The sequence below is a fragment of the Pseudomonas sp. TH08 genome (assembly GCF_016651275.1).
Classification (GTDB): domain Bacteria; phylum Pseudomonadota; class Gammaproteobacteria; order Pseudomonadales; family Pseudomonadaceae; genus Aquipseudomonas.
Map to the genome: position 1 here is coordinate 255,177 of NZ_JAEKEE010000001.1, position 21,016 is coordinate 276,192.

Consider the following 21,016-nt stretch of genomic DNA (forward strand, 5'->3'; position numbering starts at 1 on the left):
TCACTGCAAGCGGTTGCGCAAAGCGGCAACCACGTTGAAGGTTTGATTACTGACCAGATTGTTCGGGTCGGTGAGGGTCAGACTCAGACGCACGCTGCGGATGCGCGCCGGATCGCTGGGGTTGCTGCTGTAGCTCGAAGCCGCTACATCCGTCGCCGAGGCGGCCAGACCGAAGGTGACGTTGAAGGCATTGACGTTATTCACCAGCACCTGCTGGGTCGGGGTGCCGCTGCCAGTGCCCATCAGAATCTGGTTGTTACTGAAGCTGTAGACCAGACGACGAATCGGAAAAGCGATTTGCCCGCTCGCCGCCGCTCGCAATCCGGTATAAGCCGTCGCGCTGTTGCGGCAATCGGACACCACTGTCCAGGTAGGCGTGCCACCATTGCCCCCGACGTCGGCGGTCACCAGCGTCAGTTTCTGATTGGCGTTATCCCAACTGATCGGGAGGATTTGTGCAGCACTGAAATCCCCCGCCGTACTGGCATCGGTGATGGTGCCCAGGCAACCGAACATCCCGACCATACGCAGCTCCTGAATCATCTTGCTCAACACGAAACGCGCATCTTCCTGCATGGCAGCGGCACTGTTCTGGCTGACATATGTGTTTTTCGCCGCGATGAAAATCTGCACCACACCCAGCACCACGATCAGCCCCAGAGCCAAGGCAATGAGCATCTCGATCAGGCCGAATCCCCGATTATGGCGCTTCATGGCGTGGTCACCGGATCGACCGCGGCGCGACTGCTCAGGACAAAACTGCGCGGCGCGCTGGCGGTGTTGGCCGCGCGTGCGTCGCTCCAGTTGATGGTGATGGTATAGACCCGTTGATTGAGCGTGATGCTGCCGGTGGCGGTCGGGCCGCCGAAATTGACAATATTGGTGGTGAAATCGTAGAGGTCCTGATCGCGGGCAACGCTGAGATTGCCCGAGGTCGGTGGCGTGACGGTGTAGTCGGCACCTGAGTTGGCGCGAATACGGTCCATCATGTCGTACGCAATGAAACTGGCCTGACTGGTCATCCGCGAGCTGTCGGTGTACTTCAGCGCATTCAGTTGCACCGCCGCCGCGCCGAGCAGCCCTACCGTCAGAATCAGCAACGCGACCAGTACCTCGATCAGCGTCATGCCCTCCTGTGCGCTTCTACTCCCTGCCCTCATCCGCAACTTCCACTCAATTGAATTCGTCCGTTCAAACACACGTTCAGCGTCCTGCTTTGTGTGCCCAGCGTGTAACTGATGACCACCGCCGTCGACGGTGCCGCCAGACCGCCGAGATTATTGAAATCCAGTGCGGTCACTCCTGAGGGTAGCGTCAGAGTTGCGCCGCTGCTCATTGCTGGAACAACCCGCAATACATTGGCCGGAGTGCCAGTACTGTCGTAGACCGACAATTCGCCGGTCCATACGCTGCCGCCGGCCGTTGGGCGCAGGCGAAGGGTGGTGCCGCGGTCAATGGCTTCGAGCCTGACAAAATTGATCGCCCGTTGCAGATCGGCCATTTCGGTATCGGCCTTGCTGCTTTGTATCGACTTGGTAAACGCCGGTACCGCCAGGGTGATCAGGATCACAAAGATCGCCACCGCGGCCAACACTTCGATCAGCGTGAAACCTTTTGTACGAAAACCCATCGATGCCCTCCGTTGCCGTCGGCTATACCTGCTTCTACACGCTAGAACATCCAACCGACCTGTGTCGGTTGATTTGCCCTGCGCGGCGCACGGATCGCGCCGTTCATCACCCGCCATGGAGGGAAATTTCATGCCGTCACAAGGCTTCAGCCTGATTGAACTGCTTATGGGACTGGCGATTGGCGCAATTGTTCTGCTACTGGTCAGCCCGGCGTTTGCCACACTCAAGGAATCGAATAATCGTGATCTGGCGGCGCAATCGCTGCTTGATGGCATCCGCACCGCTCGCAGCATGGCCATTACGCACAGTCAGAGCGTAGTCATCCACGGCATCAACGGCGATTGGAGCCAGGGCTGGCGGATCATTCTTGATCTTAGCGGCGAAGGTCCGAAGGACAGCAACAATCCTTTGTTGGTCGAACGCGCCAGTGACGGGCGAGTGCCGATTGTCGGCAATTGGTCGGTGAGTCGTTACGTGCGTTTCAGCAGTCTGGGACAACCGCTGATGCCCGGGCGGGCATTTCAGGCTGGGACATTACATATCTGCTCGACTCGCGAACCGGTCAGCCAGCAGCAGATCGTGCTGGCGGCTAGCGGTCGAGTGCGCCTGAGCAGTACAAAAACTGAGCAGGCGCTGTGTCAAAAAGCGCAGAACATCAAATCGAGCGGACGCGCAGTTCCTTCGGCATCGAGAACGTGATGTTCTCTTCACGCCCGGCCAGCTCATCGGCACCGGTTGCGCCCCAGGCCTGCAATTGCTGGATAACACCCCGTACCAACACTTCCGGCGCCGAAGCACCGGCGGTGATACCGATACGCTCGACGCCATCGAACCAGCTCTTCTGCAGGTCTTCGGCACCGTCGATCAGGTAGGCGGGCGTGGCCATGCGCTCAGCCAGTTCACGCAGACGATTGGAGTTGGAGCTGTTCGGGCTGCCGACCACCAACACAACGTCGCACTCGTCGGCCAATTGCTTGACCGCGTCCTGACGGTTTTGCGTGGCGTAGCAGATGTCGTCCTTGCGTGGGCCACCGATGGCCGGGAAACGCGAACGCAGGGCATCAATGACGCGACTGGTGTCGTCCATCGACAGCGTGGTCTGAGTCACAAAGGCGAGTTTTTCCGGGTCATGTACCTGCAATTCGGCGACGTCTTTCTCGTCTTCGACGAGGTAGATCGCGCCGCCATTGCTGGCGTCGTACTGGCCCATGGTGCCTTCGACTTCCGGGTGCCCGGCGTGGCCGATCAGGATGCACTCGCGACCGTCGCGGCTGTATTTCGCCACTTCGATATGCACCTTGGTCACCAGTGGGCAGGTGGCGTCGAACACTTTCAGGCCACGGCCGGCGGCTTCGGTACGCACGGCTTGAGAAACGCCGTGGGCACTGAAGATGACGATGACATCGTCCGGCACCTGATCCAGTTCTTCGACGAAGATCGCGCCACGACTGCGGAGGTCTTCGACGACAAACTTGTTGTGCACCACTTCATGGCGCACGTAGATCGGCGGCCCGAAGACTTCCAGAGCGCGGTTGACGATTTCGATCGCCCGGTCCACGCCGGCGCAGAAGCCACGGGGGTTGGCGAGTTTGATTTGCATGCTGTGCCTCGTGTCTTGCGCGCAAGAAATTAGATCAATCACCCTTGTAGGAGCAAAGCTCTGTGTTGAGGGGATTTATCCCCGTTGGGGTGCGAAGCGCCCCCGAACCAGTCACCGCAATTCTCAATGAATGCACTGATAGGTCGACGACTGCTACGCAGCCGAACGGGGATAAATCCCCTCGCCACAAAGTTCGCTCTCGCAAAGTCCGCTCCCACATGGGTTGCGGTGTTACTTATAGCGCTTTGACGGAGATAATTTCGACGTCAAAGGTCAGCGTCTTGCCTGCCAGCGGGTGGTTGAAGTCGATGGTCACTTGCGTGTCATCGAACTCTTTCACCACGCCCGGCAGCTCAGTATTGGCCGCATCGTTGAAGATCACCAGCAAACCTGGTGACAGCTCCATGTCGACGAACTGCGAGCGCGGGATGATCTGCACGTTCTGCGGGTTAGGCTGGCCGAAGGCGTTTTCCGGCTCGACGGTCAGCGTGCGCTTGTCGCCGGCCTTGAAACCGAACAGCGCCGCTTCGAAACCCGGCAGCAGGTTGCCATCGCCGACCTTGAAGGTCGCCGGGGCTTTGTCGAACGTACTGTCGACGGTGTCGCCGTTCTCCAGGCGCAATGCAAAGTGCAAAGTGACTTCCGTGTTCTGGCCGATGCGTTGCTCAGCCAATACCTGTTCAGTCATGAACGGCCTCTTCGGTTTTCTTGGTTTTGAACATATCCAGCGCCAGCATCACCGCACCCACGCTAATGGCGCTGTCGGCGAAGTTGAATGCCGGGAAGTACCAGCGATTCTGCCAGTGCACCAGAATGAAATCGATCACATGGCCCAGGGCTATGCGGTCATACAGATTGCCCAGCGCCCCGCCCAGCACCAGCGCCAAAGCGATGGCCAGCCAGGTTTCGTTGCGGCCCAGACGCTTGAGCCAGACCACCAGCACCGCGCTGACCACAATGGCGATCAGGGCGAACAACCAGCGCTGCCAGCCGGAGCTGTCAGCCAGGAAGCTGAAAGCAGCGCCGGTGTTGTAGGCCAGGGTCCAGCTGAAGTAATCCGGAATGATCACGATCTGCTGGAACATTTCGAGCTTGCCTTCGAAGTAGAACTTGCTGGCCTGGTCGATGACCAGAACCAGCACGCTCAACCAAAGCCAGCTCAACCGTCCGAAACGGCCAATGGCATTAGGCATAGTGACGAACCTCTCCAGCGCCGCTGATGTTGTCGACGCAACGACCGCAGATTTCCGGATGCTCCGGGTTCACGCCGACGTCTTCACGGCAGTGCCAGCAACGGGCGCACTTCGGGAAGGCCGATTTGACGATCTTCAGCTTCAGGCCGCTGACTTCAGTGGCTACCGCGTCGGCCGGAGCCTGTACGAATGGCGCTACGCTGGCGGTCGACGTGATCAATACAAAGCGCAGTTCGTTGCTCAGCTTGGCCAGATCGGCGCTCAGGGCGTCTTCGGCGTACAGCGTCACTTCGGCTTGCAGGTTGCCACCGACGGCTTTGGCCGCGCGCTGGATTTCCATCTCTTTGTTGACCGCGACTTTGACCGCCATGACGCGCTCCCAGTACTCGCGGCCCAGTTCAACGTCGGCCGGCAATTCGGTCAGGCCTTCGTACCAGGTATTGAGCATGACCGATTCGTTACGCTCGCCCGGCAGGTATTCCCACAGTTCGTCGGCGGTGAAGGCGAGGATCGGCGCGATCCAGCGCACCAGCGCTTCAGAGATGTGGAACAGCGCGGTTTGCGCCGAACGGCGGGCCTTGCTGTTGGCGCCAGTGGTGTACTGACGGTCCTTGATGATGTCGAGGTAGAAACCGCCCAACTCCTGCACGCAGAAGTTGTGGATCTTCGAGTAGACGTTCCAGAAACGGTATTCGCCGTAGTGCTCTTGCAGCTCGCGTTGCAGCAGCAGGGTACGGTCGACCGCCCAACGATCCAGCGCGAGCATTTCTTCAGCTGGCAGGATGTCGGTGGCCGGGTTGAAACCGCTCAGGTTCGAAAGCAGGAAGCGCGCGGTGTTACGGATACGACGATAAGCGTCCGCACTGCGTTGCAGGATCTGGTCGGAAACCGCCATCTCGCCGGAGTAGTCGGTCGACGCGACCCACAGACGCATGATGTCGGCGCCCAGGGTGTCGTTGACTTTCTGCGGCGCGATCACGTTGCCCAGCGACTTGGACATCTTGCGGCCGGCTTCGTCGACGGTGAAACCGTGCGTCAGCAGTTCGCGGTACGGCGCGTGATTGTCGATGGCGCAACCGGTCAGCAACGACGAGTGGAACCAGCCACGGTGCTGGTCGGAACCTTCCAGGTACAGGTCGGCACGCGGGCCGCTCTCGTGACCCATCGGGTGCGAACCGCGCAGGACGTGCCAGTGCGTGGTGCCCGAGTCGAACCAGACGTCGAGGGTGTCGCTGATCTTGTCGTACAGCGGCGCTTCGTCGCCGAGCAGTTCGGCAGCGTCCATCTTGAACCAGGCTTCGATGCCTTCGACTTCAACGCGCTTGGCGACTTCTTCCATCAGCTCGACGGTGCGTGGGTGCAGTTCGCCGCTTTCCTTGTTGAGGAAGAACGGGATCGGCACGCCCCAGTTGCGCTGACGCGAGATGCACCAGTCCGGACGGTTGGCGATCATCGAGTGCAGACGCGCCTGACCCCAGGCCGGGACGAACTTGGTGTCTTCGATCGCTTTGAGCGAACGCACGCGCAGGGTGTCGCCGCTGGTGGGCTCTTTGTCCATGCCGATGAACCACTGCGCAGTCGCGCGATAGATCAGCGGAGTCTTGTGGCGCCAGCAGTGCATGTAGCTGTGTTCGATGACGGTGGTGTGCATCAGCGCACCGACTTCGGTCAGCTTGTCGACGATGGCCGGGTTGGCCTTCCAGATGAACTGGCCGCCAAAGAATTCCAGCGACGGCACGTAAACGCCGTTGCTCTGCACCGGATTGAGAATGTCGTCGTTGACCATGCCGTATTTCTTGCAGGTCACGAAGTCGTCTACGCCGTAGGCCGGAGCGGAGTGAACCACGCCGGTGCCAGCACCCAGCTCGACGTAGTCAGCCAGGTACACCGGCGACAGACGGTCATAGAACGGGTGGCGGAAGTTGATCAGCTCCAGCTCTTTACCGGTGGTGGTCGCGATGACCGAACCTTCAACGCCATAGCGCGCCAGGCATGCTTCGACCAGCTCTTCAGCCAGCACCAGCAGTTTGTCGCCGATGTCGACCAGGGCGTAGTTGAATTCCGGGTGAACGTTCAGCGCCTGGTTGGCCGGGATGGTCCACGGGGTGGTGGTCCAGATCACGATCGAAGCAGGTTTGCCCAGCGACGGCAGGCCGAACGCTGCAGCCAGTTTGGCTTCGTCAGCGATTGGGAACGCTACGTCGATGGTCGAGGACTTCTTGTTCTCGTACTCGACTTCCGCTTCGGCCAGGGCCGAACCGCAATCGAAGCACCAGTTCACTGGCTTGAGGCCCTTGAACACGAAACCGCCCTTGACGATTTCCGCGAGGGCGCGGATTTCACCGGCCTCGTTCTTGAAATCCATGGTCTTGTACGGGTTGGCCCAGTCGCCCAGCACGCCGAGACGGATGAATTCGGACTTCTGCCCTTCGATCTGCTCGGTGGCGTAGGCACGGCACAGCTCACGGGTCTTGTCCGCGCCGAGGTTCTTGCCGTGGGTCACTTCAACCTTGTGTTCGATCGGCAGACCGTGGCAATCCCAACCCGGAACATACGGTGCGTCGAAGCCCGACAGGGTCTTCGAGCGGATGATCATGTCCTTGAGAATCTTGTTCAGTGCGTGACCGATGTGGATCGTGCCGTTGGCATACGGAGGGCCGTCATGCAGAACGAACTTCGGACGATCCTTGCCAATCTCGCGCAACTTTCCGTACAGGCCAATACTGTCCCAGCGCTGCAGAATCTGCGGTTCGCGCTGTGGCAGGCCGGCCTTCATTGGGAAGGCGGTGTCCGGAAGGTTAAGCGTGGCTTTATAGTCGGTCATTTAAGGCTCTTCATTAGCGATGGGCGCTAGGTGCGGCTAGTGCACGGGCGGTGGCGACATCCGCATTGATCGCCGTTTTCAATGCCTCCAGGGAGGCGAAGCGCTGCTCTTCACGCAGCTTTTGGTGGAAAACCACCGTCAAACGCCGGTCATACAGATCGCCGGCAAAATCTAAAAGATGGACCTCAAGGTGGGCCTTGCCATCACCTTGTACCGTGGGCCGCACGCCGATATTGGCGACGCCGGGCCAGGTCTTGCCGTCGATGTCGACCTCCACCAGATACACCCCGGTGAACGGCACGCGACGACGCTTGAGTTGAACATTGGCAGTGGGCGTACCCAGTTGCCGGGCCAGTTTCTGGCCGTGCAGCACGCGACCGGCGATCCGGTACGGGCGACCGAGCAAACGTTCGGCCAGCGCAAAATCGGCGGCAGCCAACGCGTTGCGCACCTGCGTGCTGCTGACACGAATGCCATCCAGCTCGACGGTTTGCGCGGCTTCGACGGTAAACCCGTGAATCTGCCCGGCCTGCATCAGAAAATCGAAATCACCGAGGCGGTCGCAGCCGAAGCGGAAATCGTCACCGACCTCCAGATGCTGCACGCCGAGGCCATCCACAAGGATGGTGTCGACGAATTCACTGGCGCTGAGCTTGCTCAGGCGCTGGTTGAACGCCAGGCACAACACCCGGTCAACGCCTTCGGCGGCCAGCAGTTGCAGCTTGTCGCGCAACCGGGCCAGACGCGCCGGCGCGGTCTCGGGAGCAAAGAATTCCCGCGGCTGCGGCTCGAAAATCACCACGCAGCTGGGTACGCCCAACTCAAGCGCACGCTCACGCAGTCGGGCCAGGATAGCCTGGTGACCACGGTGAACACCGTCAAAGTTGCCAATAGTGGCGACGCAGCCCCGATGCTGGGGGCGCAAGTTGTGGAGGCCTCGAACCAGCTGCATAACGCGCTTCTTGCTCATAAAGTGGTCGATTATAACCACACCCGACGGTCGACGACAGGCAACACCGTAACGCAAAGTGATCGAGCCGACAAAACTGCCGGCCCGCGCCCGTTTATAAAGGGTAAAACCCTCAGCTCAAGGCCTTGCGATTGAAGTCGCGCAGGCGGAAACCCAGCAGTAGCAACATACCGAAATAAGCGACCACGCCCGCCGCGACCAATGCACCCAGACGCAGGAAGCGCTCAAGCATATGACCCTGATCCCACGCCGGCATGAATTGCATGCCGACCAGCAAGACCACCGACATCACCGCAACCGCCACGATCAGTTTGAAACCAAACTTGGCCCAACCCGGCTGAGGCTGATACATCTGCTGCTTGCGCAGTTGATAGAACAGCAATCCCGCGTTAATACAGGCACCGGCACTGATCGCCAAGGCGAGCCCAGCGTGAGCCAACGGGCCAATCAGCACCAGGTTGAAAAGTTGAGTGACGACCAGGGTGAAGATTGCGATTTTCACCGGGGTACGGATGTTCTGTTGCGCATAGAAGCCCGGCGCGAGCACTTTGATCACGATTATCCCGAGCAAACCGACAGAATAGGCAATCAGCGCACGCTGAGTCATTTCAGCATCGAAGCCACTGAACTGGCCGTACTGGAACAGCGAAACGGTCAGCGGCTCGGCGAGAATCCCCAGCGCCAGCGAGCATGGCAGCACCAACACAAAGCACAGGCGCAGGCCCCAATCGAGAATTCGCGAATATTCGTGACGATCCTTGCTGGCGTAGGTTTTCGCCAGTGTCGGCAGCAGAATGGTGCCCAGCGCCACACCCAATACGCCGGACGGCAACTCCATCAAACGGTCGGCGTAATACATCCACGACACCGAGCCTGCGACCAGAAACGAAGCGAAGATGGTGTTGATGATCAGCGAAATCTGACTGACCGAGACGCCGAGAATTGCCGGCAGCATCTGCTTCATTACTCGCCAGACGCCGGTGTCACGCAGGTTCAGGCGCGGCAGCACCAGCATGCCGATCTTTTTCAGGTGCGGCAGTTGATAGAGCAGTTGCGCCAGACCACCAACCAGGACTGCCCAGCCCAGCGCCATGACCGGCGGATCGAAGTACGGCGTGAGGAACAGCGAAAACACGATCATGCTGACGTTGAGCAGGGTCGGCACGAAGGCCGGCACCGAGAAACGGTTCCAGGTATTGAGGATTGCTCCAGCCAGCGATGACAGGGAGATCAGCAATATATAGGGGAAGGTCACCCGCAACAGATCAGAGGTGAGCTGGAATTTTTCCGGCGTGTCGGTAAACCCCGGTGCCGTGGCCCAGATCACCCAAGGTGCGGCGATCATGCCCAGCGCGGTCACCACGGCCAGCACCAGCGTCAGCAAGCCCGATACATAAGCAATGAAAGTGCGCGTTGCCTCTTCGCCCTGCTGGCTTTTGTATTCGGCAAGAATCGGCACAAACGCTTGTGAGAACGCCCCTTCAGCGAAGATTCGCCGCAGCAGATTGGGCAGTTTGAAGGCGATAAAGAAGGCGTCTGTCGCCATCCCGGCGCCGAATGTGCGGGCGATAAGCGTGTCACGAACAAAACCCAGAACCCGGGAAAGCATCGTGATAGAGCTGACGGCGGCCAACGATTTGAGCAGATTCATTGAGGGAATTTGTGCCTGTCGATAAACAGCAGGCGAATTAAGCGCCTACTTATGCGATACTCCGCGCCGCAGCAGCACAGAGCCAAAGCTCGCGAGTTTACAGGTCAAGCGCCGGAAATAAATATCCCGCCTCTTTATACCTACCACTTAGCGGAACGTTTCAAGTGCCCTTGACAAGACTTCTCTTCATCGGCATGATTCGCGGCCTATTTTGTTTGCTATTTCCTAAAAAGTCTTTCGAGGAGCTCGACGGTGGCCAACTCACCTTCCGCCAAAAAACGTGCAAAACAGGCTGAGAAGCGTCGCAGCCACAACGCCAGCCTGCGTTCCATGGTTCGCACCTACATCAAGAATGTAGTTAAAGCCATCGACGCAAAAGACGCTGAAAAAGCTCAAGCTGCATACGTTCTGGCTGTGCCAGTTATCGACCGTATGGCCGATAAAGGCATCATCCACAAGAACAAGGCTGCTCGTCATAAGAGCCGTCTGAATGGCCACGTCAAAGCACTGAAAGAAGCTGCTTAATCGACGTAGTCATTAAAAAACCGACCTCAGGGTCGGTTTTTTATTGCCTGCGATTTACTGAACGCAGAGCAAAAATGTAGGAGTGAGCCTGCTCGCGATAGCGGTTAGCCAGACAAACATTTGCTGACTGACACACCACCATCGCGAGCAGGCTCACTCCTACAGTTGGTTTTGCGCTGTTATTGCTGGACCGGAACCCAAGGCAGAATCGGGATCGCCGTCACCGCATTCTGCGGGCTGCCTTCAATCACGCGATCGCTATAGACCAGATACACCAGGGTGTTGCGCTTCTTGTCGAGGAAACGTACGACCTGCATGGTCTTGAACACCAGCGATGTGCGCTCCTTGAACACCTCGTCGCCATCCTTCAGTTCGCCCTTGAACTTGATCGGGCCAACCTGCCGACAGGCGATGGAGGCTTCAGCACGATCTTCGGCCAGACCCAAACCACCTTTCACTCCACCCGTCTTGGCGCGCGACAGATAGCAGGTCACGCCCTCGACCTTCGGGTCATCAAACGCCTCGACCACGATCCGGTCATTTGGCCCGACAAGCTTGAACACTGTCGACACTTGACCGATTTCCTCGGCCGAGGCCAGCAATGGCAGCGCCATCAACAAACCCAACAATCCTTTTGCTACGCGCATCGAGTTTTCCTTAAACCAGAATCAGATTGTCACGGTGAACCAGCTCAGGCTCAGCCATGTAACCCAGCAAACCGACAATCGCTTCCGACGACTGACCGATGATTTTTTGTGCTTCCAGCGCGCTGTAGTTGGCCAGGCCCCGGGCGATCTCACGACCATCCGGCGCCACGCAAACCACCATCTCACCACGACGGAAACTGCCTTGCACCAGCTTCACACCCACCGGCAGCAAGCTCTTGTTACCTTGAGACAGCGCCGACACCGCACCATCGTCCAGCACCAGCGTGCCGCGCGTTTGCAGATGCCCGGCCAGCCATTGCTTGCGCGCCGCGAGCATGCCGCGCTCAGGCGACAGCAGCGTGCCGATACGCTCACCCGCCTTCAGGCGATCGAGCACACGCTCAAGACGCCCGCCGACGATGATGGTGTGCGCACCGGAGCGCGCCGCCAGACGCGCCGCGCGCAGTTTGGTCTGCATGCCGCCACGCCCCAGCGCACCGCCCGTACCGCCCGCCACCGCATCCAGACTCGGATCATCGGCACGCGCTTCGTAAATCAGTTGCGCATCCGGATTGTTGCGCGGATCAGCGTCGAACATGCCGTCGCGATCGGTAAGGATCACCAACAGATCAGCCTCAACCAGGTTGGCCACTAACGCGGCCAGCGTGTCGTTGTCACCGAAACGAATTTCATCAGTGACCACGGTGTCGTTTTCGTTGATCACCGGGATGACTTTAAGCTCGACCAACGCGCGCAAGGTGCTGCGGGCATTGAGGTAGCGCTTGCGATCGGACAGGTCGTCGTGAGTCAGGAGAATCTGCGCCGTGTGGCGGCCATGCTCGGCGAAGCTTGATTCCCACGCCTGCACCAACCCCATCTGGCCAATCGCTGCAGCCGCCTGAAGCTCGTGCATCGCACTGGGTCGTGCGGTCCAGCCCAAACGGCTCATGCCGGCCGCCACCGCCCCGGAGGACACCAGCACCAACTCGACGCCAGCCTCATGCAAGGCCACCATCTGTTCGACCCAGACACTCATTGCCGCGCGATCCAGCCCTTTGCCATCAGCTGTCAGCAAAGCGCTGCCGATCTTCACGACCCAACGCTGCGCACCTGTCACCTTGCTCCGCATCATCTTCAACCTTAGCTTGAGGACAGCGCGACCTGGCACTGCCCGTGACGTTAATCGTGGCTATTGCTGACCAACGATCGATTTCCAGATACTAAAACGCCGCTCGATTGAGCGGCGTTCAAGTTTATCGCAACGGATCAGTCACGCACGTAAATGATTTCCGGACCGTCTTCGTCATCCACATCTTCTTCGTCCCAATCATCGTCGCCGATGTCATGGACCGACTTCACGCCGCTACGACGCAGGGCACGCTTGTCATCCAGCGCCTGCAATTGCGCGCGGGCTTCGTCTTCGATGCGCTGATCGAGATCGGCCAGCTCTTCTTTGTAAGCCGGGTCATTGGCCAGACGATCAGCACGATCTTCCATGTAGCGCATGATGTCGTGGCACAGACGCTCGGTACCGATCTTGGCGATGGCCGAGATCACGTAGACCGGACCGGTCCACTCCAGGCGATCAACGATTTCCTTGACGCGCTCTTCGTGCTCTTCTTCAAGGATCTGGTCGCACTTGTTCAGCACCAGCCAGCGATCACGCTCAGCCAGGGACGGGCTGAACTTGATCAGTTCGTTGACGATCACTTCCGCGGCATCCGGTGCACTGGTGTCATCCAGCGGCGCCATGTCGACGAGGTGCAGCAACAGACGCGTACGCGCCAAGTGCTTGAGGAAGCGGATACCCAGGCCGGCACCGTCGGAAGCACCTTCGATCAGACCCGGAATGTCGGCAACAACGAAGCTCTTCCAGCGATCGACACTGACCACACCGAGGTTTGGCACCAGCGTGGTGAACGGGTAGTCGGCAACTTTCGGCTTGGCGGCCGAGACCGAACGGATGAAGGTACTTTTACCGGCGTTCGGCAAGCCCAGCAGCCCCACGTCAGCCAGTACTTTCATTTCCAGTTTCAGGTCACGCTGCTCACCCGGCTTACCCGGTGTGGTCTGGCGTGGCGCACGGTTGGTACTGGATTTGAAACGGGTGTTACCCAGACCGTGCCAACCGCCCTGCACGACCATCAACTTCTGACCGGCCTTGGTCAGGTCGCCGATGACTTCCTGAGTCGCCGAGTCGATCACGGTCGTGCCGACCGGAACGCGCAGGATCAGGTCTTCACCTTTCTTGCCGGTGCAGTCGGTGCTGCCGCCGTTGGAGCCACGCTCGGCATCGAAGTGCCGGGTGTAACGGTAGTCCACCAGGGTGTTGAGGTTTTCGTCAGCCATCATGTAGATGGAACCGCCGTCACCGCCATCACCGCCGTTCGGGCCACCGTTCTCGATGAATTTTTCCCGACGGAAACTCATGGCACCGTTGCCGCCATCACCAGCTTTTACGCGAATCGATACTTCATCAACAAACTTCATAACCAACGCCTCTCGCCATACGGACGAGCCGAAAAACAATCAAGACATAAGACTCTTGCAAAAATGAGCGCAGCGACCCCAAAACACGACCTGCATCGCACGCCGACAGCCCATACAAACAGTTTTGCAAGAGACTCACCCCACAAACGAAAAAGCCCCGTCGCAAGACAGGGCTCTTCCAGCGATTGCGCAATTAAGCTGCGACAACGCTCACGTAACGGCGGTTGAACGCGCCTTTTACTTCAAACTTGATCACGCCTTCGATTTTAGCGAAGAGGGTGTGATCTTTACCCATGCCAACACCGTAACCGGCGTGGAATTGGGTGCCGCGCTGACGCACGATGATGTTGCCCGGAATGATTTTCTGGCCGCCATACATCTTGACGCCAAGGCGTTTGGCTTCTGAGTCGCGACCGTTACGGGTACTACCACCAGCTTTTTTGTGTGCCATGAGTTCAATTCTCCTAGTGAGGAATTAGGCTGAAATTAAGCCTGAATACCGGTGATTTTGATCTCGGTGTACCACTGGCGGTGGCCCATACGCTTCATGTGGTGCTTACGACGACGGAACTTGATGATGCGGACTTTATCGTGACGACCTTGGGAGATCACTTCAGCCACAACAGTAGCGCCAGCAACAACTGGAGCGCCGATGTTTACGTCGTCGCCATTGGCAACCAACAGAACGCGATCAAAGGTAACGGATTCGCCGGTAGCGATTTCCAGTTTTTCGATCTTCAGGTATTCACCTGGGGCGACTTTGTACTGCTTGCCGCCAGTAACGATTACTGCATAAGACATGGTATTTCTCCGATAATCCTGCTCACCCAGCTCTTTATAAGAAGAGGTATTGGCTGGCATGGCTGCATGGGGCTGGAAGGCCCACTTGCAATTGCGTAAGGCAGGTGCTGCCCAGGAAGTTCAGGGTGCGCGATTGTACGCAAGGCGCAGCAGGCTTGCAAGTAGCCTTCAGGCGCTGTGAAAGCGTCGCGAGCGAAGGGAAGACAAGGAAAAAACAGGCGAGGAAGCGGAGTTTACGGTTTGTAAATGAGCATTCCGAGCCTGTTTTTGACGCAGGATTACGTGCGTAAAGCCGAAGGCTCCCAGCCCGCAGCAGCTTTCACAGTGCCCGACCGCGCCTTGACAGGTCTGGATGGGGGTCCTAGCATGCCGCGCAACCCTTCTGGAGCGACTCTCGCTGATGCAACCCCAAGCTTTCTACCGCGCGGTGGCGGACGATTTTAGCGCCGTCGACGGCATCATCAAGAAGCAGCTGACTTCCCGAGTACCGCTGGTATCGAAAATCGGCGATTACATCACCTCGGCCGGTGGCAAGCGTCTGCGTCCTTTATTAGTGTTGCTGTGTGGCAAGGCCCTGGGTCGCGAAGGCGAAGACATGCGCCTTTTGGCCGCCACCATCGAATTCCTGCACACCGCGACTTTGCTGCATGACGACGTCGTCGACATGTCCGGCATGCGCCGTGGCCGCTCGACCGCCAACGCCATGTGGGGCAACGCGCCGAGCGTGCTGGTCGGCGATTTCCTGTATTCGCGCTCCTTCGAAATGATGGTCGAACTGGGCTCGATGCCGGTGATGAAGATCCTGTCCCAGGCCACGCGCATCATCGCTGAAGGCGAAGTGTTGCAACTGTCCAAGGTTCGCGATGCCAGCACCACCGAAGAAACCTACATGGAAGTCATCCGCGGCAAAACCGCGATGCTCTTCGAGGCTTCGACCCACAGCGCCGCCGCACTGGCCGGCGCCACTGCCGAGCAGAGCGAAGCCCTGCGTACTTTCGGTGATCACCTGGGCGTGGCGTTCCAACTGGTCGACGATCTGCTCGACTATAAGGGCGACGCTGAAACCCTGGGCAAGAACGTCGGTGACGATCTGGCCGAAGGCAAGCCGACCCTGCCGCTGATCTATACCATGCGCGAAGGCACGCCTGAGCAGGCTGCACTGGTGCGCCAGGCGATCCAGAAAGGCGGGATCGAAGACCTGGAAAGCATCCGCATTGCTGTGGAAGCCTCCGGCTCGCTGGAGTACACCGCGCAACTGGCCCGTGATTACGTGGCCCGAGCAATCAAGTGCCTCGATGCACTGCCGGCCAGCGAATATCGGGATGCCCTGGTTGAACTGAGTGAGTTTGCGGTCGCCCGTACTCACTGACATCCAAAAGCATGATCAAGAGATCGCAGCCTTCGGCAGCTCCTACAGGGGTTTGTCGATGCTGCGATCTTTTGCTTTTGCCTGCCTGAAAAGCTAAAACCCTATATAATGTGCGACTTTTAGCGATCCACACTCAAGGAGCCTTAGTGAGCACGCTGCCACCCTGCCCGAAATGCAATTCCGAATATACCTACGAAGACGGTGCCCAACTGGTGTGCCCGGAGTGCGCCCACGAGTGGTCTGCCGGCGGTGAAGCCGAAGTGACTTCCGATGACGCCGTGAAAAAAGATTCGGTTGGCAATGTCCTGCAAGACGGCGACACCATCACCGTGATCAAGGATCTGAAGGTCAAGGGCACCTCGCTGGTGGTCAAGGTCGGCACCAAGGTCAAGAACATCCGCCTGTGCGATGGCGACCACGACATCGACTGCAAGATCGACGGTATCGGCCCGATGAAACTCAAATCCGAGTTCGTCAGAAAAGTCTGAACCCGTTGTCATCCATCCCGCGCCCGACGTGGGATGGAGCTTCACCCTCCCCGCTTTCCCCCAGCCAATCCACGCGATAGCCAAACGCCAGCCGTTTTGACCTTACGCAATCTTTACCCTTAAAAATCCACAATCTGCCAATAGACACTTGCTATTTCGATAATAAGAATTATTCTCATCAAACACCTTCAATGGAGATGAGAACCATGACTTATTTGATCGACGCTTGGCTGGATCGCCCACACCCTTACCTCAGAATCCTCCATCGGGAAACCGGCGAGGTCTGTGCGGTGCTTGAAGAAGAAGCCTTGCATGAACTGCAGGATCAGGGGGATCTGGACGTCAGCAGCCTGAATTCCAGCGAGCCGCTGGTGCTCAAGGAGCTGGTGCGCAATCTGTTCCTGTTCTGCTATGCCCGGGCCTTGCGCCCGACCAATGAACTGCATCACAAGATAGAACTATGAAACGCGGTAAAAACTGTAGGAGTGAGCCTGCTCGCGATGACGGGGTGTCAGACAACAAATCAGTCGACTGAAAAAACGCTATCGTCGGATCGCCGCCCGGAGCAGGCTCACTCCTACATTAGCCCGCCGTGAAGGCAGGCCAGGAATTACAGAACGTCGAGCAGCTCGACGTCGAATACCAGAACGCTGTGCGGCGGGATGCTGCCAACGCCTTGAGCGCCGTAAGCCAGTTCGCTCGGCACGTACAGACGCCATTTGCTGCCGGCATTCATCAGTTGCAGGGCTTCGGTCCAGCCAGCGATCACGCCGCCAACCGGGAATTCTGCAGGCTGGCCACGCTCGTAGGAGCTGTCGAACACAGTGCCGTCGATCAGCGTGCCGTGGTAGTGAGTACGCACTTGATCTTCACGGGTCGGCTTGGCACCTTCGCCCTGAGTCAGCACTTCGAACTGCAGGCCGGAAGCCAAAGTGGTGATGCCGTCACGCTTGGCGTTTTCAGCCAGGAATGCCAGACCTTCGCCAGCAGCCGCTTCAGCTTTGGCAGCCGCTTCGGCTTGCATGATTTCGCGGATAACCTTGAAGCTGGCGGACATTTCTTCCTGACCCACACGGCTTTCCTTACCGGCGAATGCGTCGGTCAGGCCAGCCAGAATGGCGTCCAGGCTAACGCCCGGTGGCGGGTTGTCGCGCAACTGGTCACCCAACTGACGGCCGATGCCGTAGCTGACGCGGGTTTCGTCGGTGGACAGATTTACTTCGGACATGACACTGCTCCGCTGTGCGGACGGCCACAAGACTTGCCGTGCGTGCACAGCCCGTCCCGGCGCGCCCGGAACCAAAAGGGCGAGCAGACTAGCACAGATGCTCAGGTGATGGGACGCAGCGCCTACAGGGCCGAGCGCCAGGCGATCGGCACCTTCAGGCTTTCCTCGCCACTGGCCCCGAGCCCACACATTTCATCATGTACCGAGGTGTGAACGAGGTTGAAGGGCAGCACCGGAAAGTTATGCAGCAAATCCCGAGCATGCTCCACCGAACGCAGCGTCAACATGTCGCCTTTGAGATCTCTCAACGGATACGCCGCACCGTGCATTCGTGCCTCGAGCAGGTAAATCCCGCCTTCCATGGAGATCAGGTTCAGTTCATCGACTTTTCTGGCGATGGCAAACGCATTCAACTCTTGCAGGTTCATGAACGTACCTCACGCTATGGCGAGTCAGGACGTCTACAGGGATAGGCCGGTGCGCACCAAAGCACAAGCCACAAACGCCACCGCCCGTCTGTTTCACAACAGACGGGCGGCGCTATTACAGCGATCAAAAAATGATCAGTGCTTGGTCACCTTGTCCAGATACCCCATCGCGCAGGCCGAGAGCACGAAGGTCATGTGGATAATCACGTACCACTTCAGATGCTCGGGATCGACGTTCTTGGCATCCATGAAGATGCGCAACAAGTGGATCGAGGAAATCGCCACGATCGAGGCCGCCACTTTCATCTTCAGCGATGAAGAGTCCATGGTGCCCAGCCAGCTGAGCTTTTCCTTGTCTTCATCGATGTCCAGTTGCGAGACAAAGTTTTCGTAGCCGGAAATCATCACCATCACCAACAAGCCGCCCACCAGGGCCATGTCGATCAGCGACAGCAGCACCAGAATCAGATCGGATTCGGCCATCGAGAACACATTGGGGATGACGTGAAAAACTTCCTGGAAGAATTTCAGCGCCAGCGCCAGCAAGCCCAGGGACAACCCGAAGTAGATCGGTGCCAGCAGCCAGCGCGAGGCGTACATTGCGTTTTCGATAAAGCGTTCCATTGAATCTCACACAAGGGGGGGGGTGGTTATCGGCGGCGAGTATACCAGCCACCTGTGACCGCCAGAAACTGCCTGCAAATCCGCTACCTGCGTGTGTATGTGGATTTATTTCTGCTAGTGTCCAAAGCATTGACAGCCCAGCGACAGTGGACAGGACGAGTGGAAATGGATGTGCGATTGCCGATAACGACTGCCGGAATCTGCTTGGCCCTATTGCTGGGCGGTTGCTCGCCCGGCGATGAGAAACACACGCTCAGCCTGGAAGAAAAGACCGCAAAGTTCGAACAATCGCTGGACGCCATCACCGATCCGAAACTCAAGGACGCCATCACCGAGCTTGGCGGCTCGTTGCTGCTGCTCGAACGCGCGCAACTCAAACTCACTGACAATCCGCCACGCACCGAATATGGCGAAGACGCCCTCGCGGTGCTCAAGCACTACCCTGCCCCGCAAACGCTGGTCGATACTTTCATCAACGGGCTGTTCGTGCTGCACAAGGATGCCAGCTCCGATTACCTCACCGATCTGCAACCGGTGTTTCCATTCAACCTGAACATTCCCGGCGGCTTCCTGTTCCCGCATGGCGTGGAATGGCAATCGGTGACGTTGAGCAACAAACGGGTCATTGCTTATCAGCCGGAATGGTCGGAAACCGACCCGGGCATTCAGCTCAGCCCGTCCAGTTCCAATGTGACCAACCCCGATGACCTGACCGTGACCTACCCATTCATCGAAGGGCTGGACGTCGACAAGAAAACCCAGCCGCAACCGGTCAGCCTGCAAGGCCAGGTTGAAGTGATTGCCCCGCGTCGTTTGTACAGCTTCGACCTGACGAAAAAGGATGTCGGCCAGACGCGCACCAACGACAACCTCAGCGTCAAACTGCTGAAGCTTGAAAAGAACTACGCCGAAGTCGAATTCAGCAACAGCCTGCCGCTGGCCCCGGAAGTGGCCGGCGCCCAACTCAATCCGCTAATCGTTCAGGCTCGCGACACCACCGGGCAATATCTGGTGCGCGCCGGGTCGATCAACGAGAGCCCGGAGCAGGTGTCTTTCTACGAGAAGCAACTGGCGCAGTTGCAACAGCAGAAGAGCTGGAGCGATATCCTGGAAAAGCAGTTGAACGACGATCAGCAGACGTTTGAGCAACAGCACCCGAAACGCTACAACAAGGTCTATTTCAATGGCCCCATCGAGACACTAGAAGTCAGCGTGCTGGACTTCTCCGCCGTCACCGTGAGCCGTAAAAAGCTGGATCTGCCGATTCGCGCCTTCAATCAGCACACCACTGATAAAGCCATTCAGGCACTGGACCCATCGGTGGTGGTATACGACGATCAAGCCGCTAACTGGCTCAAGGGCGCGACGCTGACGGAGGAGCAACTGAAAGCCGGCATCCGTATCCATCAATCCGTGGAAGAACCGAGCGCCGCGCGCATCGAGTTCTCTCACCGCCGAACTTTCAACGATGAATTGCTCGGTGACGACTTCAATCCAGGCGAGAGCCCGGTGACGTTCTTCACCGAAAAACACAATGGCAAACTCGACGAGCCAATCGAACTGCCGCCCGAGGCTTATCAGGTCGATCCGCTGCGCGCGACGATTACCTATGACCTGAATCTGTTTCCGGAAACCCCGGCGATTGCCGTCGGTTCGATGCCGCTGTTTCTGGCGACAGTGGCGCAGCAAGCCTACGACGCCAAGGCATTGCCCAAAGGCCTGGAGATCAGGAACAACATGCTGGTGGTGGATCTGAAACTGTTCCCGGCCAACGAATGGCGGTTTTTCGTCAAGGACGACAGCGGCAATTACCTGAAACAGATTCTCTCGGTCAGCCATGACGCCAGCGCAGAAGGCCCGGCGTTGTTTGGAGTGCATTACTTTTATGGCCGTCCAACGCGCGTGGAGACCTATCAGCGGACAGACCTCGCCACCGTGCAATACGGCTTTGAGGTCAAACTCGACAAGGCGTCGTTGCCTGAGACTGCGCCTTGAAGAGTACAGTCAAAAGATCGCAGCCTGCGGCAGCTCCTGCATGGGGAGGAGTTAATTGAGGCTGCGGCTGCGGCCGCCGTTGATCTGGCGCAGTTGGGCTTGCAGGTGCAGGCTCCAGATCTGCGGATCGTCGGCCAATTCGTAGCCGTGCAAGGTCAGGCTTTCGACGATAGTGTCGAGAATCGACTCTGCGGCTACGGGTCCGTGAAACGGGCCTTGGGCTTTGATTGCGGAAGGTTGTTCGCCGGCCATGCCGGCAGCGAAGAGCAGCGTCCACATGCCGTTATCGCCGGCCAAGGGTTTGATGGCGCATTCGATACGGGTCACAAGACCCAGGCATTGACGGGTGAGGCAGAGGTTGCGCGACATGGCGGCGACCCTCGGTGAAGCCGGTGTTCAGCCCTCACGGGAGGACTGGCTCGATCCAGTGATACTGTCGATATCCTTGAGCAGAGAATAGAAGAAAAGTCCGCTGCGCAAGCCAGATAGAACCAGAAGGCGCCGAATGGTCATTGTGTGAATATTGACGCCAGACTGACGGCACTTTTCCCG

Annotated in this window: 24 protein-coding genes; 6 read left to right on the top strand and 18 right to left on the bottom strand. The window is 58.3% G+C overall.

From position 1 onward, the window contains the following. From JFT91_RS01240 to JFT91_RS01250, 3 genes are read right to left on the bottom strand one after another with little or no spacing between them, the layout of a single operon-like run. Positions 1–714: a PilW family protein gene (locus JFT91_RS01240; RefSeq protein WP_201228550.1), complete on the bottom strand. Its 714-nt coding sequence runs from the start codon at positions 712–714 to the stop codon at positions 1–3. After that, entirely contained in the window at positions 711–1,160 is a 450-nt protein-coding gene (gene pilV / locus JFT91_RS01245; protein WP_201228551.1) for a type IV pilus modification protein PilV, read from the bottom strand. The genes JFT91_RS01240 and pilV overlap by 4 nt, the downstream gene beginning before the upstream one ends. After that, entirely contained in the window at positions 1,157–1,630 is a 474-nt protein-coding gene (locus JFT91_RS01250; RefSeq protein WP_201228552.1) for a GspH/FimT family pseudopilin, read from the bottom strand. The genes pilV and JFT91_RS01250 overlap by 4 nt, the downstream gene beginning before the upstream one ends. Before the next feature lie 130 nt (positions 1,631–1,760). Between JFT91_RS01250 and JFT91_RS01255 the strand changes: the two genes are divergently transcribed. After that, positions 1,761–2,330, top strand: coding sequence for a GspH/FimT family pseudopilin (locus JFT91_RS01255; RefSeq protein ID WP_201228553.1), 570 nt, complete (start codon positions 1,761–1,763; stop codon positions 2,328–2,330). Here JFT91_RS01255 and ispH read toward each other — a convergent pair. The 6 genes from ispH to murJ form a co-directional block, all read right to left on the bottom strand. Further along, complete coding sequence (ispH, locus tag JFT91_RS01260; protein WP_096820867.1) at positions 2,287–3,231, bottom strand: 4-hydroxy-3-methylbut-2-enyl diphosphate reductase; 945 nt, start codon at positions 3,229–3,231, stop codon at positions 2,287–2,289. The two genes, JFT91_RS01255 and ispH, sit on opposite strands and share 44 nt — an antisense overlap. 235 nt (positions 3,232–3,466) lie before the next feature. Beyond that, positions 3,467–3,904: an FKBP-type peptidyl-prolyl cis-trans isomerase gene (gene fkpB, locus JFT91_RS01265; RefSeq protein ID WP_178087437.1), complete on the bottom strand. Its 438-nt coding sequence runs from the start codon at positions 3,902–3,904 to the stop codon at positions 3,467–3,469. 7 nt (positions 3,905–3,911) lie between these two features. Further along, positions 3,912–4,424, bottom strand: coding sequence for a signal peptidase II (gene lspA, locus JFT91_RS01270; protein ID WP_201149004.1), 513 nt, complete (start codon positions 4,422–4,424; stop codon positions 3,912–3,914). Then, entirely contained in the window at positions 4,417–7,248 is a 2,832-nt protein-coding gene (gene ileS, locus JFT91_RS01275) for an isoleucine--tRNA ligase (protein ID WP_201231379.1), read from the bottom strand. The genes lspA and ileS overlap by 8 nt, the downstream gene beginning before the upstream one ends. Positions 7,249–7,261: 13 nt before the next feature. Beyond that, a complete protein-coding gene (gene ribF / locus JFT91_RS01280; RefSeq protein WP_201231380.1) occupies positions 7,262–8,200 on the bottom strand; it encodes a bifunctional riboflavin kinase/FAD synthetase in 939 nt (312 codons plus the stop codon). Positions 8,201–8,330: 130 nt separating this feature from the next. After that, entirely contained in the window at positions 8,331–9,869 is a 1,539-nt protein-coding gene (gene murJ, locus JFT91_RS01285; protein ID WP_201231381.1) for a murein biosynthesis integral membrane protein MurJ, read from the bottom strand. A 252-nt stretch (positions 9,870–10,121) separates the two neighbouring features. Here murJ and rpsT point away from each other — a divergent pair, with 252 nt between their 5' ends. Beyond that, complete coding sequence (gene rpsT, locus JFT91_RS01290) at positions 10,122–10,394, top strand: 30S ribosomal protein S20 (protein WP_003228351.1); 273 nt, start codon at positions 10,122–10,124, stop codon at positions 10,392–10,394. A 179-nt stretch (positions 10,395–10,573) separates the two neighbouring features. On the opposite strand, the gene JFT91_RS01295 is transcribed toward rpsT, so the two are convergent. From JFT91_RS01295 to rplU, 5 genes are all read right to left on the bottom strand, one after another. Beyond that, positions 10,574–11,041: a CreA family protein gene (locus tag JFT91_RS01295; RefSeq protein WP_201228557.1), complete on the bottom strand. Its 468-nt coding sequence runs from the start codon at positions 11,039–11,041 to the stop codon at positions 10,574–10,576. 10 nt (positions 11,042–11,051) lie between these two features. Then, positions 11,052–12,170 carry a glutamate 5-kinase gene (gene proB / locus JFT91_RS01300; protein WP_201228558.1) on the bottom strand — a complete coding sequence of 373 codons (1,119 nt, stop codon included), beginning with the start codon at positions 12,168–12,170 and terminating at the stop codon, positions 11,052–11,054. A 137-nt stretch (positions 12,171–12,307) separates the two neighbouring features. Then, the gene (gene cgtA, locus JFT91_RS01305) at positions 12,308–13,531 is read right to left on the bottom strand and encodes an Obg family GTPase CgtA (RefSeq protein WP_103303602.1); all 1,224 of its coding nucleotides are present in this window, start codon (positions 13,529–13,531) and stop codon (positions 12,308–12,310) included. 193 nt (positions 13,532–13,724) lie between these two features. Further along, positions 13,725–13,982 carry a 50S ribosomal protein L27 gene (gene rpmA, locus JFT91_RS01310; protein WP_003176049.1) on the bottom strand — a complete coding sequence of 86 codons (258 nt, stop codon included), beginning with the start codon at positions 13,980–13,982 and terminating at the stop codon, positions 13,725–13,727. 35 nt (positions 13,983–14,017) lie between these two features. Further along, positions 14,018–14,332, bottom strand: coding sequence for a 50S ribosomal protein L21 (gene rplU / locus JFT91_RS01315; RefSeq protein ID WP_003176051.1), 315 nt, complete (start codon positions 14,330–14,332; stop codon positions 14,018–14,020). Positions 14,333–14,732: 400 nt separating this feature from the next. Between rplU and JFT91_RS01320 the strand changes: the two genes are divergently transcribed. The 3 genes from JFT91_RS01320 (at position 14,733) to JFT91_RS01330 (ending at position 16,653) form a co-directional block, all read left to right on the top strand. After that, positions 14,733–15,701: a polyprenyl synthetase family protein gene (locus tag JFT91_RS01320; protein ID WP_201231382.1), complete on the top strand. Its 969-nt coding sequence runs from the start codon at positions 14,733–14,735 to the stop codon at positions 15,699–15,701. A gap of 146 nt (positions 15,702–15,847) precedes the next feature. Further along, on the top strand, positions 15,848–16,189 hold the full coding sequence (locus JFT91_RS01325; protein ID WP_201231383.1) for a zinc ribbon domain-containing protein YjdM: 342 nt from the start codon (positions 15,848–15,850) through the stop codon (positions 16,187–16,189). Between the two features lie 206 nt (positions 16,190–16,395). Then, positions 16,396–16,653, top strand: coding sequence for a PA4570 family protein (locus JFT91_RS01330; protein WP_150602192.1), 258 nt, complete (start codon positions 16,396–16,398; stop codon positions 16,651–16,653). 146 nt (positions 16,654–16,799) lie between these two features. On the opposite strand, the gene bamJ is transcribed toward JFT91_RS01330, so the two are convergent. The 3 genes from bamJ to JFT91_RS01345 all read right to left on the bottom strand — a co-directional run bounded on the left by bamJ (position 16,800) and on the right by JFT91_RS01345 (position 18,469). After that, entirely contained in the window at positions 16,800–17,417 is a 618-nt protein-coding gene (bamJ, locus tag JFT91_RS01335) for a BamJ family beta-barrel-assembly machinery protein (RefSeq protein ID WP_008078561.1), read from the bottom strand. Positions 17,418–17,539: 122 nt separating this feature from the next. Continuing rightward, entirely contained in the window at positions 17,540–17,845 is a 306-nt protein-coding gene (locus tag JFT91_RS01340; protein WP_201228559.1) for a DUF6482 family protein, read from the bottom strand. A 135-nt stretch (positions 17,846–17,980) separates the two neighbouring features. Continuing rightward, the gene (locus JFT91_RS01345) at positions 17,981–18,469 is read right to left on the bottom strand and encodes a TIGR00645 family protein (RefSeq protein ID WP_201228560.1); all 489 of its coding nucleotides are present in this window, start codon (positions 18,467–18,469) and stop codon (positions 17,981–17,983) included. 165 nt (positions 18,470–18,634) lie between these two features. Here JFT91_RS01345 and JFT91_RS01350 point away from each other — a divergent pair, with 165 nt between their 5' ends. Then, positions 18,635–20,464, top strand: coding sequence for a hypothetical protein (locus tag JFT91_RS01350; RefSeq protein WP_201231384.1), 1,830 nt, complete (start codon positions 18,635–18,637; stop codon positions 20,462–20,464). A 51-nt stretch (positions 20,465–20,515) separates the two neighbouring features. Here the strand turns inward: JFT91_RS01350 and JFT91_RS01355 are convergent, their stop codons facing one another. Next, a complete protein-coding gene (locus tag JFT91_RS01355) occupies positions 20,516–20,833 on the bottom strand; it encodes a PA4575 family protein (RefSeq protein ID WP_201228562.1) in 318 nt (105 codons plus the stop codon). Between the last annotated feature and the right edge of the window lie 183 nt (positions 20,834–21,016).

Coding starts and splice junctions, on each gene's coding strand:
- bamJ (WP_008078561.1), bottom strand. CDS start 17,417: ATGTCCGAAGTAAATCTGTCCACCGACGAAACCCGCGTCAGCTACGGC.
- JFT91_RS01250 (WP_201228552.1), bottom strand. CDS start 1,630: ATGGGTTTTCGTACAAAAGGTTTCACGCTGATCGAAGTGTTGGCCGCG.
- pilV (WP_201228551.1), bottom strand. CDS start 1,160: ATGAGGGCAGGGAGTAGAAGCGCACAGGAGGGCATGACGCTGATCGAG.
- ileS (WP_201231379.1), bottom strand. CDS start 7,248: ATGACCGACTATAAAGCCACGCTTAACCTTCCGGACACCGCCTTCCCA.
- murJ (WP_201231381.1), bottom strand. CDS start 9,869: ATGAATCTGCTCAAATCGTTGGCCGCCGTCAGCTCTATCACGATGCTT.
- ispH (WP_096820867.1), bottom strand. CDS start 3,231: ATGCAAATCAAACTCGCCAACCCCCGTGGCTTCTGCGCCGGCGTGGAC.
- cgtA (WP_103303602.1), bottom strand. CDS start 13,531: ATGAAGTTTGTTGATGAAGTATCGATTCGCGTAAAAGCTGGTGATGGC.
- JFT91_RS01355 (WP_201228562.1), bottom strand. CDS start 20,833: ATGTCGCGCAACCTCTGCCTCACCCGTCAATGCCTGGGTCTTGTGACC.
- rpmA (WP_003176049.1), bottom strand. CDS start 13,982: ATGGCACACAAAAAAGCTGGTGGTAGTACCCGTAACGGTCGCGACTCA.
- rplU (WP_003176051.1), bottom strand. CDS start 14,332: ATGTCTTATGCAGTAATCGTTACTGGCGGCAAGCAGTACAAAGTCGCC.
- ribF (WP_201231380.1), bottom strand. CDS start 8,200: ATGCAGCTGGTTCGAGGCCTCCACAACTTGCGCCCCCAGCATCGGGGC.
- JFT91_RS01255 (WP_201228553.1), top strand. CDS start 1,761: ATGCCGTCACAAGGCTTCAGCCTGATTGAACTGCTTATGGGACTGGCG.
- JFT91_RS01340 (WP_201228559.1), bottom strand. CDS start 17,845: ATGAACCTGCAAGAGTTGAATGCGTTTGCCATCGCCAGAAAAGTCGAT.
- JFT91_RS01320 (WP_201231382.1), top strand. CDS start 14,733: ATGCAACCCCAAGCTTTCTACCGCGCGGTGGCGGACGATTTTAGCGCC.
- JFT91_RS01295 (WP_201228557.1), bottom strand. CDS start 11,041: ATGCGCGTAGCAAAAGGATTGTTGGGTTTGTTGATGGCGCTGCCATTG.
- lspA (WP_201149004.1), bottom strand. CDS start 4,424: ATGCCTAATGCCATTGGCCGTTTCGGACGGTTGAGCTGGCTTTGGTTG.
- JFT91_RS01240 (WP_201228550.1), bottom strand. CDS start 714: ATGAAGCGCCATAATCGGGGATTCGGCCTGATCGAGATGCTCATTGCC.
- proB (WP_201228558.1), bottom strand. CDS start 12,170: ATGCGGAGCAAGGTGACAGGTGCGCAGCGTTGGGTCGTGAAGATCGGC.
- JFT91_RS01345 (WP_201228560.1), bottom strand. CDS start 18,469: ATGGAACGCTTTATCGAAAACGCAATGTACGCCTCGCGCTGGCTGCTG.
- JFT91_RS01330 (WP_150602192.1), top strand. CDS start 16,396: ATGACTTATTTGATCGACGCTTGGCTGGATCGCCCACACCCTTACCTC.
- JFT91_RS01350 (WP_201231384.1), top strand. CDS start 18,635: ATGGATGTGCGATTGCCGATAACGACTGCCGGAATCTGCTTGGCCCTA.